The 16,283-nt window shown below is 51.4% G+C and carries 16 protein-coding genes; 12 read left to right on the forward strand and 4 right to left on the reverse strand.

What is annotated here, in order from left to right; all coding sequences use genetic code 11:
* Positions 1 to 34 precede the first annotated feature (34 nt).
* Positions 35 to 301, forward strand: coding sequence for an envelope stress response protein PspG (gene pspG / locus AC3CIC_RS01295; RefSeq protein WP_488515153.1), 267 nt, complete (start codon positions 35 to 37; stop codon positions 299 to 301).
* 154 nt (positions 302 to 455) lie between these two features.
* The gene (locus AC3CIC_RS01300; protein WP_488515154.1) at positions 456 to 1,106 is read left to right on the forward strand and encodes a TIGR04219 family outer membrane beta-barrel protein; all 651 of its coding nucleotides are present in this window, start codon (positions 456 to 458) and stop codon (positions 1,104 to 1,106) included.
* A gap of 136 nt (positions 1,107 to 1,242) precedes the next feature.
* Here AC3CIC_RS01300 and AC3CIC_RS01305 read toward each other — a convergent pair whose 3' ends face one another.
* The 4 genes from AC3CIC_RS01305 to AC3CIC_RS01320 are packed head-to-tail and all read right to left on the reverse strand — an operon-like array spanning position 1,243 to position 4,923.
* Entirely contained in the window at positions 1,243 to 2,031 is a 789-nt protein-coding gene (locus tag AC3CIC_RS01305; RefSeq protein WP_017005267.1) for an ABC transporter permease, read from the reverse strand.
* Positions 2,028 to 2,756, reverse strand: coding sequence for an ATP-binding cassette domain-containing protein (locus AC3CIC_RS01310; protein ID WP_488515155.1), 729 nt, complete (start codon positions 2,754 to 2,756; stop codon positions 2,028 to 2,030). Before AC3CIC_RS01310 ends, AC3CIC_RS01305 begins: the two co-directional genes overlap by 4 nt.
* A 7-nt stretch (positions 2,757 to 2,763) precedes the next feature.
* Positions 2,764 to 3,741: a YVTN family beta-propeller repeat protein gene (locus tag AC3CIC_RS01315; RefSeq protein ID WP_016959085.1), complete on the reverse strand. Its 978-nt coding sequence runs from the start codon at positions 3,739 to 3,741 to the stop codon at positions 2,764 to 2,766.
* 12 nt (positions 3,742 to 3,753) lie between these two features.
* On the reverse strand, positions 3,754 to 4,923 hold the full coding sequence (locus tag AC3CIC_RS01320) for an ABC transporter substrate-binding protein (protein WP_488515858.1): 1,170 nt from the start codon (positions 4,921 to 4,923) through the stop codon (positions 3,754 to 3,756).
* Positions 4,924 to 5,171: 248 nt separating this feature from the next.
* Between AC3CIC_RS01320 and pedF the strand changes: the two genes are divergently transcribed.
* The 10 genes from pedF (at position 5,172) to pqqE (ending at position 16,270) form a co-directional block, all read left to right on the forward strand.
* A complete protein-coding gene (gene pedF, locus AC3CIC_RS01325) occupies positions 5,172 to 5,624 on the forward strand; it encodes a cytochrome c-550 PedF (protein ID WP_016959082.1) in 453 nt (150 codons plus the stop codon).
* Between the two features lie 14 nt (positions 5,625 to 5,638).
* A complete protein-coding gene (locus AC3CIC_RS01330; protein WP_488515859.1) occupies positions 5,639 to 6,658 on the forward strand; it encodes a substrate-binding periplasmic protein in 1,020 nt (339 codons plus the stop codon).
* A 126-nt stretch (positions 6,659 to 6,784) separates the two neighbouring features.
* Complete coding sequence (locus AC3CIC_RS01335) at positions 6,785 to 8,551, forward strand: PQQ-dependent methanol/ethanol family dehydrogenase (RefSeq protein WP_488515156.1); 1,767 nt, start codon at positions 6,785 to 6,787, stop codon at positions 8,549 to 8,551.
* A 396-nt stretch (positions 8,552 to 8,947) separates the two neighbouring features.
* Positions 8,948 to 10,456, forward strand: coding sequence for an acetaldehyde dehydrogenase ExaC (gene exaC / locus AC3CIC_RS01340; RefSeq protein WP_016959079.1), 1,509 nt, complete (start codon positions 8,948 to 8,950; stop codon positions 10,454 to 10,456).
* 101 nt (positions 10,457 to 10,557) lie between these two features.
* Entirely contained in the window at positions 10,558 to 12,681 is a 2,124-nt protein-coding gene (locus tag AC3CIC_RS01345; RefSeq protein ID WP_488515157.1) for a 4Fe-4S binding protein, read from the forward strand.
* Between the two features lie 171 nt (positions 12,682 to 12,852).
* Positions 12,853 to 12,924, forward strand: a complete 72-nt coding sequence (gene pqqA / locus AC3CIC_RS01350; protein ID WP_081796241.1) for a pyrroloquinoline quinone precursor peptide PqqA — start codon at positions 12,853 to 12,855, stop codon at positions 12,922 to 12,924.
* Between the two features lie 120 nt (positions 12,925 to 13,044).
* Positions 13,045 to 13,965, forward strand: a complete 921-nt coding sequence (gene pqqB, locus AC3CIC_RS01355) for a pyrroloquinoline quinone biosynthesis protein PqqB (RefSeq protein ID WP_488515158.1) — start codon at positions 13,045 to 13,047, stop codon at positions 13,963 to 13,965.
* A 52-nt stretch (positions 13,966 to 14,017) separates the two neighbouring features.
* Entirely contained in the window at positions 14,018 to 14,794 is a 777-nt protein-coding gene (gene pqqC, locus AC3CIC_RS01360; protein WP_488515860.1) for a pyrroloquinoline-quinone synthase PqqC, read from the forward strand.
* 107 nt (positions 14,795 to 14,901) lie between these two features.
* A complete protein-coding gene (pqqD, locus tag AC3CIC_RS01365) occupies positions 14,902 to 15,168 on the forward strand; it encodes a pyrroloquinoline quinone biosynthesis peptide chaperone PqqD (protein WP_488515159.1) in 267 nt (88 codons plus the stop codon).
* Complete coding sequence (gene pqqE, locus AC3CIC_RS01370; protein ID WP_488515160.1) at positions 15,140 to 16,270, forward strand: pyrroloquinoline quinone biosynthesis protein PqqE; 1,131 nt, start codon at positions 15,140 to 15,142, stop codon at positions 16,268 to 16,270. The genes pqqD and pqqE overlap by 29 nt, the downstream gene beginning before the upstream one ends.
* Positions 16,271 to 16,283: the final 13 nt, after the last annotated feature.

The raw sequence follows: 16,283 nt of genomic DNA on the forward strand, positions 1-16,283 counted from the left end.
TTGGAAGTGACACTGTGTACTCGAGGAGAGTCTGATGATTGAGTTTCTATTTCTGGTGGGGTTCACAATTGCATTGTTAGCCACTGGCATTAGTTTTATTGGCGTAATAGCAGCCATGGTCGTGGGCTTTATCGTGATGGCACTGGCGGGCATGATTGGCTTAGTGTTTAAAATGTTGCCATGGATTATCGTGATAGCGGTGATTATTTGGTTGCTAAAAGGACGTGATAAAACCGCTAAAAATGCCCGTGATTATTACCACAAGCGTTCACGTCGTCGCGAACGAGCACGTCGTTACTAAAAGTACGACGACAAGAGGGATAGTCGCTCTTGGTGTCCAGATTTATATTGATGATTCCGCATAAAATTCCGACAGTTTGTGCGGAATTTTTGTGTCAGTTTTGCTATAGTCCTCGCAAACCATAAACTGAAAAATGTAAGGCGGAGTCCTTTCAATGAAAAAATTAAACCTTTCTCTTGCTGCGTTAGCCGTAGCAGCAACCGTTTCTCTGCCTGCGCAATCAGCGGTGCTTTTGGGCGCTAAAGCGGGTGTAGATGCTTGGTACGCCGATGCGAAAATCAACGATGTTCGTGCTGATGATACTAACGTACAGGGCTCTTACTACGTCGCCTTTGAACACTTCATCCCATTGGTACCTAACGCAAAAATTCGTTACACCGATGTGAGCTCTCAAGGCGTTAACACACAGAGTGTTGCTTTTACTCAGTACGATTTGATCGCTTACTATGAAATTCTGGACAATGACCTGATTTCTTTCGATATCGGTCTGAACCTACAGAAATTTGAAGGTAACTTTGGTGTTCATCAGTTCGATGAGTGGCAACCCGCTGTTTACAGTGATGTGCGTCTGGGTATTCCAGCAACGCCAGTGTCTCTGTTCGGTACATTCAGCTTTGGTAGCTACGATGAAACCAGCACGGTTGATGCGGAAGCGGGCGTATTGTTCACGCTGGGTCTTGTTGCGGCAGATCTGAACTTTAAAGCGGGTTACCGTGTTCAAGACTACGACTTCAACTACTTTGGCGCTAACCCAGGTAAGTTCATGAACGACGGCTTCTTTGGTGGCGTTGAACTGAACTTCTAATTGCTTCCAAGCAATGCAAGTTTCGAAACCGCGCATTGGCGCGGTTTTTTTATGTCTGTTGTTGTGGCTGAAAGGGTTGCTGCAGGAGCGAAAGGTTACTGAAAAGCGGTTAACTGAAACAAGTAAAAAAACGAAGCTAGCGTCCGCCTTTTCCTTGATTTCGCGTGGGCTGAAAGCCCGCAACCGCAAGAATAACAAACACCAAGGTACAGGCAAAAACCACCAGCAGTGCGGTGACATTTAATTGTTCATACAGTGCAAAACGGATTAGCTCGACGCCAAATGTGAAGGGATTAAAGCGGCAAATCTCATACAGCCACACGCTGGCTTCTTGCATCTTCCAAAGCGGGTAGAGCGCGGAAGAGAGAAAAAACATCGGGAAGATGACAAAATTCATCACCCCCGCAAAATTTTCCAATTGCTTGATGCGAGAGGCAATCACAATCCCAAGTGCACTGAGCATGAGGGCAGTGAGAAAAAGCGCAGGGATCGCCAGAATATAACCCATCGGCTCAAGGGGTCTGTCATAAAGGGCTGCGATGACCAAGAATACGCCGACCTGTAAAACGCTGACCAATGCGCTCGCAATCTGTTTTGAAAGTAACAAGAACGGCCTAGGCAAGGGGCTGGTCAGCAACACCTTGATGCTGCCCATTTCGCGGTCATACACAATCGACAGTGAGCTTTGCATACCGTTGAACAGCAAGATCATGGCGCACAGTCCCGGCAGTATGTATTCCTCGTAATTGATGTAAGTGGAATAGGGCTCCATGATGGCGATGCCGAGCGTTGCCCTAAAACCTGCCGCAAACACAATAAGCCACAGCAGCGGCCTCACTAAGCTGGCGGCAAAACGCGCCCGCTGAGAGAAAAAACGCAGCCATTCTCGATAACAAATCCCAACAAACGCGTACCAATAGGTCATCGGGCGGCCTCCGTGTTTTCATCATCCGAGGTGAGTGCGGCAAACACTTTTGCCAGTGTGGGGTGTTGATGCAGGCTGCGTAAGGTGCTGGCTTTATTGTGTGCCTGTAATTTGCCGCGGTGTAAGATCAGCACATCGTCATCGTCATCCACTTCTTCAATCAAATGGGTTGCCCACAGCACACAAAGTGGTTGCTGCTCGCAAAGGGCGCGCACGGCATCCGATAACGATCTACGCGCTTTGGGATCAAGCCCGCTGGTGGGTTCATCCAGCAGCAATACTGAAGGGGAGTGCATTAAGGCGCGGACTAATTCAGTGCGCCGACGATGCCCGCCGTTTAACGCACGAACTTTGTCGTGAAGCCGATCCGTGAGCGAGAAGTGCGCCAGCAAGGGCGCCGCTTTATTCATGCTTTGTGATTGGCTGAAACCATGCAGCGCCCCGTAATAACTGAGGTTCTGCGCCACGGTTAAATCCATATCCAGCGTGCTTTGCTGAAACACCACGCCAAGCTTGGCCATGGTGCGTCGGCTAGGCGTTTCATTCAGTAGCTTAATCTCGCCATGTTGGCAGGGTGCGAGCTGGGTAAGCAGCGAGAATAGGGTGCTTTTACCCGCGCCATTTGGCCCGAGCAACATATGCAAACCCTGTCCGAGCGACAGGGTGAGATCGTCTAGCGCAAGGCGCGCGCCATAACGGTAAGTGAGTTCGCTAACATCTATCATGAATGGGTTAGTTCGCCTCTTTGACTGCAACACCCCAAGGGTAGCGGCCGACTTTGACGGTTTTTAATACCTTGCGGTTTGGCACGTCGATGATCGACACATCACCACTGACGCCATTGGTGGCAAGCAGTCGGTCCTGAGCACCGTTAAACGCCATTTGCCACACGCGGCGACCTACCAACAAGTAGTCTTCGACTTCCAACGTATCAGTATTGACTACCGCCACGTGGTTTGCCGGACCTAATGCGACAAACGCTGTTTTTCCATCAGCGGTCAGGCGCACGCCTACGGGCTGCACTTTGTCTTTGTGCACGCCTTTAGGCGCAAAGTTGATTTTCTTAATGATCTCTTTGCTCGCCGTATCGATAACCGATACCGTGCCGCCGATTTCTGCACTGACCCAAAGCTGTTTGCCGTCTGGGCTGAATTCCGCATAGCGTGGACGCGCATCGACCAAAGTGTTGTGCACCATAGCGTTGGTTTTGGTGTCAATCCAGTGAACCATGTTGGAGGTTTCAGAAGTGATGATCGCCGTGTTTCCGTCCGGGCTGACCGCGACACCTTCTGGCTCCACACCCACTTCCACTTGCGCGATCACGCTGGCGCTTGGAATATCCACCACTGTCATCAAAGCGTCGTCTTCATTGGCGATGTAAAGGCGTTTGCCATCTGGATGAAGGGCGAACAATTCAGGATCTTCCCCTGATGGTAATTCGCCCACTAAGGTGTTGGTCGCTAGATCGAGCACTTGTACGGTGTCAGATTCACTGGCGCAGATGTAAAGCTGCGTGCCGTCCTTGCTGAGTTCAATGCCTCGAGGGCGATCGCCGACGGCGATGGTGTTGACCACTTCCATCGTGTCCATATCAATCACACTCAGGGTGTCGTCTTTCTCATTGGCGACGTAGGCAAATTCCTTGGCGAAGGCTGGAGCTGCGAGCATGGTGGCAAGCGTCATAGCAAGCAGAGTTCGAGTCAGAGTCATAACGTGACGTCCTTATGCGTTATCGGGTGAAGGGTATAAGCGGCATTGGCTTTGCGCGCGATCAATGCCCAAAGAATCCAATTCGTTGCGAGGGTGCAGAAAACCGTCAAATGGCGCGGAAGCAATCAGAGCCTGATCGTCAAACAGTGGCACGGTTTGGCGAAGCTGCCCATTCCATGAGCGATAGGTGAGCTTGCGACCTTTGTAAGCGGCAAGCTGAAAGCGCTCGCCCAACATAAAGGGCAGTAAGGTCGCTACGTTAGCCGTGTTGGAGGCGGTGACAGCCTCGTTAACTGAACGCACAGCGACCCACGCGGCATAATCTTTAGCGCTCATGGTGCGGGCGAACAAATCATTGAAGCGATTTTGCAGCTGAACCGCGCCCCATTGCTCAATCACGTAATGCCAGCCGTCGGCGCGTAGTCCGTGTGTGCCAACCACAGGGCGAGGTAACCAAGTGTTATAAGGCAAATGCTGACCAAACACGTTGTTTTCATCGACAGCCCACACCACGTCGTAATCGCTCGCTTGGGTAAATAAAGGCAATTCAGCCGACGCGGTGCGGCGAAGGTCGGTATCAAAATTCCATACTTTCTCTGCGACCACCTTGTGGTTGAACTTATTCAGTGTGCGTTTGACTGTCGCCAAAAAGGCGTTGTCTTCTGGCGACATTCCCGAGACCAAAAACACGCGATTGAGTCGACGTACTCTGAGCCATTGCGCAATGGCGTCGGCGCGCATGCTGTAACTGAGGGCGGTATGCAGGGTGTTCGGCAGGCAGGTTGATGTGCGCAAGGCATCGTCTTGATTGCCGATGTTGAGAAGCACGGCATCGTCCGGCAGTGCCTTTCGCAAAGTCACAAGAGAGGGAGTATCAAGGTCGGTCAGGAAAAAGCGCACACCGTCTTGGTACCACTGGTTCGCAGTGGTATTTAACTGGTCACTATCTGCGTTGGTTTCGGTGCGCAGGCTGTATTTTTGACCCAAAAATTTGCCGGTGCCATTGGCATCATCAATCGACAAGGTGGCTCCTGCCTCGCCGTTATTCTCTGATTCTCTAAGGTAGATCGGCGCGGCGGTGGAGGTATCGACGGGCTGTCGTAGAAGACCTATTTCGATGTTGACGCTGGCAAGTGTCATACAAGAAAAAAACGCGGCAAAGAGGGGCACGCAAAGTGTCATTATCCGTCCGTTGGCGAGTACATCAAGTCTATCCATTGGTTAAAACACTCCGTATGAAATTCCGTCTTTACTGTATGCAGTGTGGCCTGCTTTTGCCAAATAGCGGGTCTCTGTTTTAAAAAAATCCTCCCAAAGAATGAGGAATAACCCCGCTTTTGTAGCATGTTCTCAATACATTGACGCTCCTACACTTCTCCCTGTACTGCTTAAACGTTCCCCGCATTGATTGAAAAAGGAGCTCGCGCAACATGGAAAAGGTTGAACGCAATATCTGCTTAGTCACCGCTGTCGCACTTGTCGCGACACTCAGTTCACCGCTTGTTTTTGCTCATGGCAATGTCACCCCGCAATCTATCGACACCACATCCATTCCGGTGCTGGGGGCTGATTGGACCGACACCAACCCTTATCGCGATTTGTCTGGCAATGTCAGGGTGGAAGTCGAGCGTATTGGCGCGTCGGCGTATAACCAAAACTGCGCACGCTGCCACGGTCTTGAAGGCATTTCAGGCGGTATTGCGCCGGATCTTCGCATCTTGTCTCCCGACTATGATGGGGATGAGTGGTACATCTATCGCGTGAAAAACGGCGCGGTGCGTAATGGCGCGGTGTACATGCCGAAGATGACGGAGCACCTCAACCAAGAAGCGCTGTGGGCAATTCGTACTTGGCTTGAATCCGTGGCGCCGGAAAACGGTTAACGGGAGGCGCTGTGATGACTCGAATTTTGCCGCTTATCTCAACAAGGTTTCGCCCTATTTTCTCGATACTGCTTGCGACATGGATGCTGCAAGTAGGGCCTTCAAATGCGCTGTCTTACGACGATATTCAATCGCGAGGAGTGATAGGCATTGCCGTGTATAGCAACTTCCCGCCGTATTCGTTTATGGACGAAAATGGCAACCCTGCGGGGATGGATGTTGAGCTGGCAAATGCGTTGGCAAAAGGGCTAGGCGTCGAGCTAAATCTTCACTGGATGACACCTGATGAAACCGTTGAAGATGACATGCGCAATTACCTTTGGAAGGGGATGAACCTGTCCAGCGACGATGGCCAGCGTGTGAAAGCTGACGTCATGTTGCGAGTGCCTTACGACAGAGCATTCGCCATGCAGCGCGACGATCTCGGCTTGCCCGCTCATGAGTTGGTCCACATGTTTGCGCCCTACCACAGTGAGCGCTGGTTACTGGCATATGACGGGGACAAGCTCGATACACCGCAAACCGCGGCACGTTTTATGTATCACCCTGTCGGGGTCGAAGTCGACACCGTGCCTCAGTTTTATTTGACCACAGCATACGGCGGGCGTTTTCGCGATAACAGCCGTACCTTCCCTTCGGTAACCGAGGCTTTTTCGGCGCTGACACGCGGCGATGTCGCCATGGTGATGGGGATGAGCTCACAGCTCCAATGGCTTCATCAGCAAGCTTATTACCCCGCATCACAGAAAGTGAAAAACACATCACAGAACGACGAATTCTCGTCAGACACATCAAAGAAAAACGCGTCGCCAGACGCCGCTCCCACCCAGAAACTCACTGAACTTGCGTTCCCTTTACTTGGCCGCGCCGAGTGGGAGCTCGGTATCGCAGTGCACACAAACTACCGTCAGTTGGCTTATGCACTGGAAGACATTGTGGTCGCACACATCGAAAACGGCGACTTCTTACGCTGGGGCGAAAAGTATGGCGTTCGCTATCAACTGCCGAATCGCTATTTGCCTGTGCCCCTTTAACGTTTAGCGCCGGCTTTCCCTGTCAAATCAAGGCCGCTATGCGGCGGGATTGGGCGGGGTGGCGCTAGCATGACATCACGACATGACGTGCTTACCCAAGCAGTCAGCCAACAATGAGGTACTCCCATGACAGCAACGTCATTTAAACGCTGCGGCATTTATGCTGCGCTATCACTCGCTTTGACCGCCGCGCCGGTTTATGCGGGTGTCACGGACGAAGACATCCTCGCCGATCAGGAAACCACAGAGGATATAGTGACTTATGGTCTTGGGCTTCGAGGGCAGCGTTACAGCCCGCTTGAATCCATCAACCGTGAAACCGTGCAAGAAATTCGTCCGGTATGGGCATTTTCGCTGGGCGGTGAAAAGCAGCGCGGTCAAGAAAGCCAGCCGATGGTCAAAGACGGCGTCATGTATGTGACGGGCTCTTATTCACGCGTTTACGCCATTGACGTGAAAACGGGTGATGAGCTTTGGCAATACGATGCACGATTACCGGATGGCATCATGCCGTGTTGTGACGTGATTAACCGTGGCGTTGCCTTGTATGACGATTTGGTGATTTTCGGCACCTTGGACGCCAAGCTAGTCGCGTTAGATGCCAAAACGGGCAAAGTGCGCTGGAAAAAAACCGTGGATAACTACCAAGACGGCTACTCGATCACTGCGGCACCCATTATTGTCAAAGGCAATGTTATTACTGGCGTTTCTGGTGGTGAATTTGGCATCGTCGGTAAAGTGCGTGCTTACGACGCCAAAACCGGTGCCTTGGTGTGGGAGCGCCCAACTGTTGAAGGCCACATGGGTTACGTGTGGAAAGACGGTAAGAAAGTGGAGAGCGGTATTTCTGGCGGTAAGCCGGGTCAAACCTGGCCTGCGGATCTGTGGAAAAGTGGCGGCGCTGCACCTTGGTTAGGTGGCACGTATGATGCCGACACGGATTTACTGTTTTTTGGTACGGGTAACCCCGCGCCATGGAACTCCCACATGCGTCCGGGCGATAACCTCTTTTCCTCTTCTCGCCTCGCGATCGATCCCGATGACGGCAAAATTGTTTGGCACTTTCAAACCACGCCGCACGATGGCTGGGATTTTGATGGGGTCAACGAGCTGATTTCGTTTGATTACACCGAAAACGGCAAGCCGGTGAAAGCTGCCGCGACTGCCGACCGTAACGGTTTCTTTTATGTGTTGAATCGCACCAACGGTGAATTCATTCGTGGCTTCCCGTTTGTGGACAAAATCAGCTGGGCAAAAGGCTTGGATGACAAAGGTCGTCCAATGTTTGTGTCAGAGAACCGCCCAGGCGATCCAACCGAAATTAAAGACGGCAAGCAGGGCAACACCGTGACTTCCGCGCCGTCCTTCCTTGGCGGTAAAAACTGGATGCCGATGGCATATAGCGCGAAAACGGGTTTGTTCTACGTGCCTGCTAATGAATGGCAAATGGACATTTGGAATGAACCTGTTGCCTACAAAAAAGGGGCCGCTTACCTCGGTGCGGGTTTTACCATTAAAGCGCTAAATGAAGATTACATCGGTGTGTTGCGTGCTTACGATCCGAAAACCGGTGAGCGTGTCTGGGAATACAAAAACTACGCGCCCTTGTGGGGTGGCGTGTTGACGACCGCGGGTGGACTGATATTCACCGGTAACCCAGAAGGCTATCTGATGGCCTTTGATGACAAGACGGGCGAGCTGCTTTACAAGTTCAATACTGGCTCTGGCATCGTGGGTAGCCCGGTGACATGGGACATGGACGGTGAGCAATACATCTCTGTCTTGTCTGGCTGGGGCGGTGCAGTGCCACTTTGGGGGGGCGACGTTGCCAAGCGCGTGAAGGACTTCAACCAAGGTGGCATGGTGTGGACTTTTAAGCTGCCGAAGCGCTAAACCTTCACGTTGAACTCACTGGATGAAAACCACAATGCCGAGCGGATGCTCGGCATTTTCTTGTCTGATGATCGCCATGAACGCAGTGATAACAGGTATTCGTCGTGCAACGTGTTGCCGTTATTGAAATCGGGACAGACAGAGATGTGCGGAGCGAATAATACTCATCGTTAAGCGCGTAAATCTGTGGCCTAGCCCTCGCTCCCGGTCTCATCTCCCTCCAAAGTATGAGATTTTGCCGACCATGGGGCGATGGAGAGATCCTGTGAGAGTTTCATACTCTAACCATAACGCCTGACACTGTTCTGAATTGACCAACTCCTTAAATAGATATTTGGTTTTACTAAGACATGTTAGGGACGACACAGGGAAAATCGCCAAACACAGGGGTGGACAATGATTTACGCAAAACCGAATACCGACGGAGCCGTCGTTAATTTTAAGGCGCGTTATGCTAACTACATCGGCGGTGACTGGGTTCCGCCAATCAAAGGGCAGTATTTCACCGACACCTCGCCTTGCACAGGTGATTCCATCGCTGAAATCCCTCGCTCAACCGCAGAAGACGTTGAGCTGGCGCTCGACGCCGCTCACCAAGCCAAAGCGACTTGGGGGGCTACATCTGCCACAGAGCGTTCAAACATCTTGCTCAAAATTGCCGATCGCATCGAAGCCAACATCGAATACTTGGCCGTGGCGGAATCGTGGGAAAACGGCAAGGCTGTTCGTGAGACCCTTGCCGCTGACCTCCCGCTTTGTGTCGATCATTTCCGCTACTTCGCCGGCGCGATTAGGTCGCAAGAGGGGTCTGCGGCTGAAATCGATGCCAATACCGTGGCCTACCACATTCATGAACCTCTCGGTGTTGTAGGGCAAATCATCCCATGGAATTTCCCGCTGTTGATGGCGGCATGGAAGCTGGCGCCAGCACTGGCTGCTGGTAACTGCATCGTTCTTAAACCCGCGGAGCAAACGCCAACCACTATCTTGTTGTTGATGGAAATCATTGGCGATCTGATCCCACCAGGCGTTTTAAACGTGATTAACGGCATGGGCCCAGAAGCCGGTCAGGCTCTGGCAACGTCAACCCGTATTGCGAAAATTGCGTTCACAGGTTCGACGGCCATTGGTAACCACGTGCTGCGCTGCGCGGCTGACAACCTGATCCCTTCAACGGTTGAGCTGGGTGGGAAATCACCGAATATCTTCTTTGAAGATGTGATGCAGCAAGAAGATGAATTCATCAGCAAAGCGGTTGAAGGCTGCGTGCTGGCGTTCTTTAACCAAGGCGAAGTGTGTACTTGTCCATCTCGCGTACTGGTTCAAGAAAGTATCTACGATGCGTTTATCGCCAAGGTCATTGAGCGCACCAAAGCCATTAAACATGGCAACCCACTCGACACTGAAACGCAAGTGGGCGCGCAGGCATCCAATGAGCAGTTCGAGAAGATCATGGGTTACATGGACATCGGCCGTGCCGAAGGTGCTGAAGTCCTTATGGGCGGTCACTCGACAGATCTGAACGGCGGTTACTACGTGCAACCAACGATCTTCAAAGGCGACAACACCATGCGTGTGTTCCAAGAAGAGATTTTTGGTCCAGTGATTGCCGTTACCACCTTCAAAGATGAAGCTGAAGCGTTAGCGCTCGCCAATGACACGGAATACGGTCTGGGTGCAGGGCTTTGGACGCGTGATGTTAACCGCGCATATCGCATGGGCCGTGCTATTCAAGCGGGACGTGTGTGGACCAACTGCTACCACCTTTATCCTGCACACGCCGCATTCGGCGGTTACAAAAAGTCAGGTATTGGCCGCGAGAATCACAAAATGATGCTCAATCATTACCAGCAAACCAAAAACTTACTGGTGAGCTACGACATCAATCCGTTAGGTTTTTTCTAGTCCTTGTCCGCTCGTTGAAGGCAGTTGCGACCTCCCCGCGCTGCCTGACACAATCGCTTTTGCGGGGCATGATGCCCCGCTTTTTTATGAGCAGGTTTGTCATGCGATGGCGTAGTGCCCTGTTTCTATGGCTGCTTTTAATCTTGCTGCCTTTCTTGGTTTCTGCTGAATCTTGGCGGGAAGTGAGTGAGGAGGCACAGGCAATATTTCCTAGCGCCACACGGATGAAAGCGTCCAGTGACACGTTACCGGTCACTGAAATCTATCAACTCGATCAGCCCCTTGGTTTTCTATTTGAAACGGATGATCTGACCGATTTCCCCGGCTTTTCTGGTGACAGCATTAATCTGCGTGTTGGCCTCGACACCGACGGGCGCATTCTTGGCATTGCCTTACTCGGTCATCATGAGCCTATTTTTCTTCACGGTCTGGGTGAAAAGCCGCTGGTGGATTTTATTAATCAGTACGGTGGTTTATCACTCAAACAACAAGTGTTAGTCGGCAGCGCGCAACAGCGTATCGCCAGTGATGACATTGTCTATTTTGATGGCGTGACCAAAGCGACGGTGTCGGTGATGGTGGTGCATGACACCATTATTTCGGCGGCGAGAAAAGTGGCGCAGGCACGGCTGACAGGCTTTGGTTCGTCAGTGCAAACCAAATTGAATACCGACACCTTTTCGCCCAAATCACTGAGCGCATTGAACGATGACAACTACCTCTATCACTGGCAACTGAGCGAGGAAGAGGCTGCCGCCGCGTTGGGGGTCAATGCCTCGCGCCTTGCCGATGCGCGCGATTCGGACCAACCCGACAATAGGTCGTTTATCGATCTCACGTTGGCGGTGTTAAATCCGCCAATGGTTGGAAAAAACCTGCTCGGTGAAACGGAATACCAGCGCGTGATGAACACGCTCGCGCCCGGTGAAATCGCGTTGCTGGTGGGATCACGCGGAGGCTATCATTTTGTGGCGGACGATTTTGTTCGCGGCACCACGCCCGCTCGTTTTTCACTGCGTCAGCAAGGTAGCCCGTTGGCGCTGCGTGATGCGGATTTGTTTCATCTCCAACAAGCCGACTTTGCTTTGCCACTTGCGCCGTTTGAGCGGCTCAATATCTTCACGTTCTCCGATCAGAGCGGGTTTGATCCCGCCGTGCCGCTGTCGGTTGGCATGACAGTGCAACTGGTGAAAAACCATTTGGAATCTGAGCATGTGTTTGTCGAAAGCCTATATGCATTGCCGTCGACCTTGTTGGTGGCAGTGCCGCCAGCAGAAAAACCCTTGCCGCTTTGGCAACGAATTTGGATTGACAGGCAAGCGGAGATCGCGGTGATGGTGATGTATTTGGTGCTGCTCACGGGCGTGTTTGTGTTTCAGCGTCGGCTAGCGCGGTTCAATCGTTATTTGACGCCTGCGCGTCTGGTTTCTTTGGTGTTTGTGATTGGCTTCATTGGCTTTTATGCCCAAGGGCAGTTGTCGGTGGTGAATATCTACACCTTGTTGCTATCACTCTGGAATGGCTTTGATATTCGGGTGTTCTTACTCGATCCCATTTTGTTTGTGCTGTGGACGTATGTGTTTATTAGCCTGTTTTTATGGGGGCGAGGGCTGTTCTGCGGTTGGCTTTGCCCGTTTGGTGCCATGCAGGAACTTATCGCCGCAGTGGCAGAAAAGTATCGTGTTCGGCAATGGAAAATCAACGAGGCGTGGCATCAGCGCCTGATTTATCTCAAATACTTCGTTTTCGTGTTGCTGGTGGGTATGGCGTTTAACCGTTTGTCGCTGGCCGAAACCATGGCAGAGGTCGAACCGTTCAAAACGGCCGTCACCTTGGTGTTTGATCGCAGCCTGCCTTTCGTGATTTATGCCTTGGCTCTGCTGCTGATCAGCGCGCGCGTTCACAAAGCCTATTGTCGCTACCTTTGCCCACTCGGAGCGGGGTTGGCGGTATTGGGACGTTTTCGGCTTTTCAGTTGGCTGAATCGTCGCAGCGAATGTGGTAGCCCATGTCGTCTATGTGAAAAAAATTGCGGTATCAATGCCATCCACAAAGACGGCAGCATTGATTACAACGAGTGTGTGCAGTGTTTAGAGTGCGTGGCGATCATCAGTGATGAAAATCGCTGCGTGGCAAACAAATACGGTAAGAACCGAAAATCGAAAAGGGCGACTCAGTCATCAGATGAAAGCGTGGTAGTGGTTGTTTCACCACATATTTATTAGTGGTGAGAGGGTAGTCAGTATTGGCTTTCCCTGATTAGGCAAAAGTCTATTGTGTCTCGTACGAGAGAAATCATCACAAAGTAGGATTGGTAGTTTTAGGACTTCTTATTAGGCTAGAAACGGTGGCGAGTATTTTTGTCACTTGAGTATCTGGTACAAGGAGTAAGCACTATGTGGAAAAAACCTAGTTACACAGAACTACGACTCGGCTTTGAAGTCACCCTCTATATCAGCAATCGTTGAGAGAGTCGAAATGGGATGCCGCCTTCGGGATGCATCCCTTTTTTTATGTTCGTAAAGCGTTCGTAAAAGACGGTTCGAAAAATACTGATAATAAAATACAGACAGCAAAGGAGTGCGTTGATGCAGATTGTGGTTCTGGGTTCTGCCGCAGGAGGCGGTTTTCCTCAATGGAATTGTCATTGCCGTATGTGTCAGTCGGTGCGTAACGGCACCAGCCGCGCCTTGCCTCGCACGCAATCTTCCATTGCTGTCAGTGATGACGGTGAAAACTGGGTAGTGATTAACGCATCGCCCGATATTCGCCAGCAAATTAATGCCACGCCGCAGCTTGCCAAAGCCGACGGTTCAAGGGGGTCAGCCATTCGCGCGGTGATCGTGACGGATGCGCAAATTGATCACACAACAGGGCTACTCATCTTGCGTGAAGGCTTACCGCTCGATTTGTACTGCACACCGGAAGTGGAACAAGAACTCAGCTCTAGCTATCCCATTTTGTCGATGATGAAACATTGGGAAGGCGGTTATCGAACCCACACGATCGATGCGCAATCTGCTGATGGCTGGCATATTCCGGCGGTGCCTGCGTTACGTTTTACCCCGATCACGTTAACGTCGAATGCACCGCCATTTTCTCCTTTTCGTAATCGACCGCGTCCCGGTGACAACATCGGTCTAAAAATAACCGATACACGCAGCGGGAAATCGTTGTTCTATGCGCCGGGGTTAGGGGTGAAAGATGATCCAGCTGTGCTTTCAGCGCTAGCCGATGCCGATTGCGTGATGATAGATGGCACCTTGTGGACGGATGATGAAATGATCCGTGAAGGGCTAGGGGAATCCCTTGGCAGCGACATGGGACACTTATCTGTGTCCGGTGAGAACGGCATGTTGGCGCTGCTTGCTGAATACGAGAAGCCGCGCAAAGTGTTGATCCATATTAACAACACGAACCCTATTCTCGACCCTGATTCTAGCGAGCATCAAGCGGTGTTGGATGCCGGTGTCGACATCGCATTTGATGGCATGGAAATTACCGTTTAGGCGTTAAAACACCAGAAACTCGCCACGCAGTATGCGACCCCAAGGAGGGATGATGACGAACACTGCCATGACAACAGCGATGAGCCGAGAAGCATTTCAGGAAGCACTGCTCAGTAAAGGGCAGTACTACCATATTCATCATCCTTTTCATAAAGCCATGTACAGCGGCAATTGCACCAAAGCGCAAATTCGCGCTTGGGTGGCGAACCGTTTTTATTATCAAACCTCCATTCCTATTAAAGATGCCGCCATTATGGCCAATTGCCGCGACCCTGATATTCGACGCGAATGGGTACAGCGTATTCTCGATCATGATGGTCATCCGAGCTTAGATTGCGAATGGGGCGGCATTGAAGCGTGGTTACGACTGGCTGAATCTGTCGGCTTGGATCGCCAAGATGTGATTGATGAGAAATGGGTGCTACCGGGTGTGCGTTTTGCCGTGGATGCCTATGTCAATTTTGCGCGTCGAGCAACATGGCAAGAAGCCGCCTGCTCTTCACTGACCGAGTTGTTTGCACCGGAAATTCATCAATCACGATTGGATTCTTGGCCTACCCATTATGCGTGGATTGATCCCGAGGGGCTGACTTATTTTCGTCAGCGTTTGAGTCAGGCACGTCGCGATGTGGCGCATGGCTTATCCATCACGCTTGATCATTTTCAAACCGCAGAACAGCAAGGCAAGGCGCTGAATATCCTCCAGTTTAAGCTTGATATTCTGTGGTCTTTGCTCGATGCCATCAGCATGGCGTATGAATTTGAACGACCGCCTTATACGGGCATTACCGATAAACCTGTTTGGCATCATGCACTGGATCGTTCATAGCTAAGCGGATCGGAGCAGATAAGAGCTAAGCAGATAATAGCGGGATTGTTCATAAACAAAGCGTTCGTAAAAGCCGAAGACGACCTAACATCAAGGAGTGACAGCACGTGAGTGATGATCCGAAGTACCAGCGAAATGCCATGTTTCGTATGCAGTTTGAAAAAGCTCAAGACTGCTATGTGCTGCTGTTTCCTGAGGGTATGGTGAAATTGAGCGACAGTGCCGCAGAAATTTTGACGCAGTTTGATTTGCCACGCTCTGTCTTGGAGGTGATTGCGCAGCTGGAAGAAAAGTTTCCCGGCGTGGATCTGGCGCAAGATGTGAATGAGTTTGTGGAGGTCGCTTGTGACAAAAAATGGCTCGAGAACTGTTAATCCCCCGCTTTGGCTATTGGCAGAGCTGACCTATCGCTGTCCGCTTCACTGCGCGTATTGTTCTAACCCGCTGAATCTTGGTGACGCCGCTGATGAGCTTTCCACCGAAGAGTGGTATCGCGTTTTAGATCAAGGGCGCGAGCTGGGGGCGGTGCAACTTGGGTTCTCCGGTGGCGAGCCTTTGCTGCGCAAAGATCTCGAATTGCTGGTCGCGCATGCCCATCAGTTAGGTTATTACACCAACCTCATTACCTCAGCCGTTGGCCTCAACGAAAAACGCATTGAGGCGCTGAAGATGGCAGGGTTGGATCATATTCAGATCAGTTTTCAATCTGCCGATCCCGATCTGAGTGATGCCATTGCAGGCAAACGTCATGCTTTCGCCCACAAAAAAGCCATGTTCAATTCCGTGAAGGCACACGGCTTTCCTATGGTGATGAACGTGGTGATCACAAGGCAAAATATCGAGTCGATTGAAGCCATTATGGCGTTGGCGATTGAACTCAACGCAGATTTTGTTGAACTGGCGACCTCCCAATACTATGGCTGGGCGCTGCACAATCGCGATGCCTTGCTGCCCTCACGCACTCAAATCGAACAAGCTGAAGCCCAAGTAAACGCACTGCGTGACACGCAACAAGGGGTCGGACCCAAGTTTATTTTCGTCACGCCGGATTATCACGAGAGCCGCCCCAAGCCTTGTATGAGTGGCTGGGGGAACATATTCATGAACATTGCCCCGGATGGTTTGGCTCTGCCGTGCCACAGCGCGGCTATGCTCGATTTACCTCATCCAAACGTGAAAGATCACTCGCTTTCGCACATTTGGCATGACTCAGAAAGCTTTAATCACTTCCGCGGATTTGACTGGATGCAGGAACCTTGCCGAAGCTGTAATGAGAAGGAAAAGGATTTTGGTGGTTGTCGATGTCAGGCGATGTTGCTGACAGGGGACCCTGCCAAAGCCGATCCAGTTTGCAGCAAGTCTCCCGATCACCATGTGATCGAAGAGGCGGTGGCAAAGGCAAATCAAGGCTGTCACAGCACAGCATTGGCGAGAACCATTAAAAATAGCCAACTGATTTTGTCTGTCAAACCTTGAGCATCTTGATGAG

The organism is Enterovibrio sp. QJM3NY_24, from assembly GCF_057786035.1.

Bases quoted from the DNA above. Each gene is read 5' to 3' on its own strand.
- AC3CIC_RS01345 (WP_488515157.1), top strand. From the start codon at position 10,558: ATGCGATGGCGTAGTGCCCTGTTTCTATGGCTGCTTTTAATCTTGCTG.
- pedF (WP_016959082.1), top strand. From the start codon at position 5,172: ATGGAAAAGGTTGAACGCAATATCTGCTTAGTCACCGCTGTCGCACTT.
- AC3CIC_RS01315 (WP_016959085.1), bottom strand. From the start codon at position 3,741: ATGACTCTGACTCGAACTCTGCTTGCTATGACGCTTGCCACCATGCTC.
- pqqC (WP_488515860.1), top strand. From the start codon at position 14,018: ATGACGAACACTGCCATGACAACAGCGATGAGCCGAGAAGCATTTCAG.
- exaC (WP_016959079.1), top strand. From the start codon at position 8,948: ATGATTTACGCAAAACCGAATACCGACGGAGCCGTCGTTAATTTTAAG.
- AC3CIC_RS01305 (WP_017005267.1), bottom strand. From the start codon at position 2,031: ATGACCTATTGGTACGCGTTTGTTGGGATTTGTTATCGAGAATGGCTG.
- AC3CIC_RS01330 (WP_488515859.1), top strand. From the start codon at position 5,639: ATGACTCGAATTTTGCCGCTTATCTCAACAAGGTTTCGCCCTATTTTC.
- AC3CIC_RS01320 (WP_488515858.1), bottom strand. From the start codon at position 4,923: ATGACACTTTGCGTGCCCCTCTTTGCCGCGTTTTTTTCTTGTATGACA.
- AC3CIC_RS01310 (WP_488515155.1), bottom strand. From the start codon at position 2,756: ATGATAGATGTTAGCGAACTCACTTACCGTTATGGCGCGCGCCTTGCG.
- AC3CIC_RS01335 (WP_488515156.1), top strand. From the start codon at position 6,785: ATGACAGCAACGTCATTTAAACGCTGCGGCATTTATGCTGCGCTATCA.
- AC3CIC_RS01300 (WP_488515154.1), top strand. From the start codon at position 456: ATGAAAAAATTAAACCTTTCTCTTGCTGCGTTAGCCGTAGCAGCAACC.
- pspG (WP_488515153.1), top strand. From the start codon at position 35: ATGATTGAGTTTCTATTTCTGGTGGGGTTCACAATTGCATTGTTAGCC.
- pqqB (WP_488515158.1), top strand. From the start codon at position 13,045: ATGCAGATTGTGGTTCTGGGTTCTGCCGCAGGAGGCGGTTTTCCTCAA.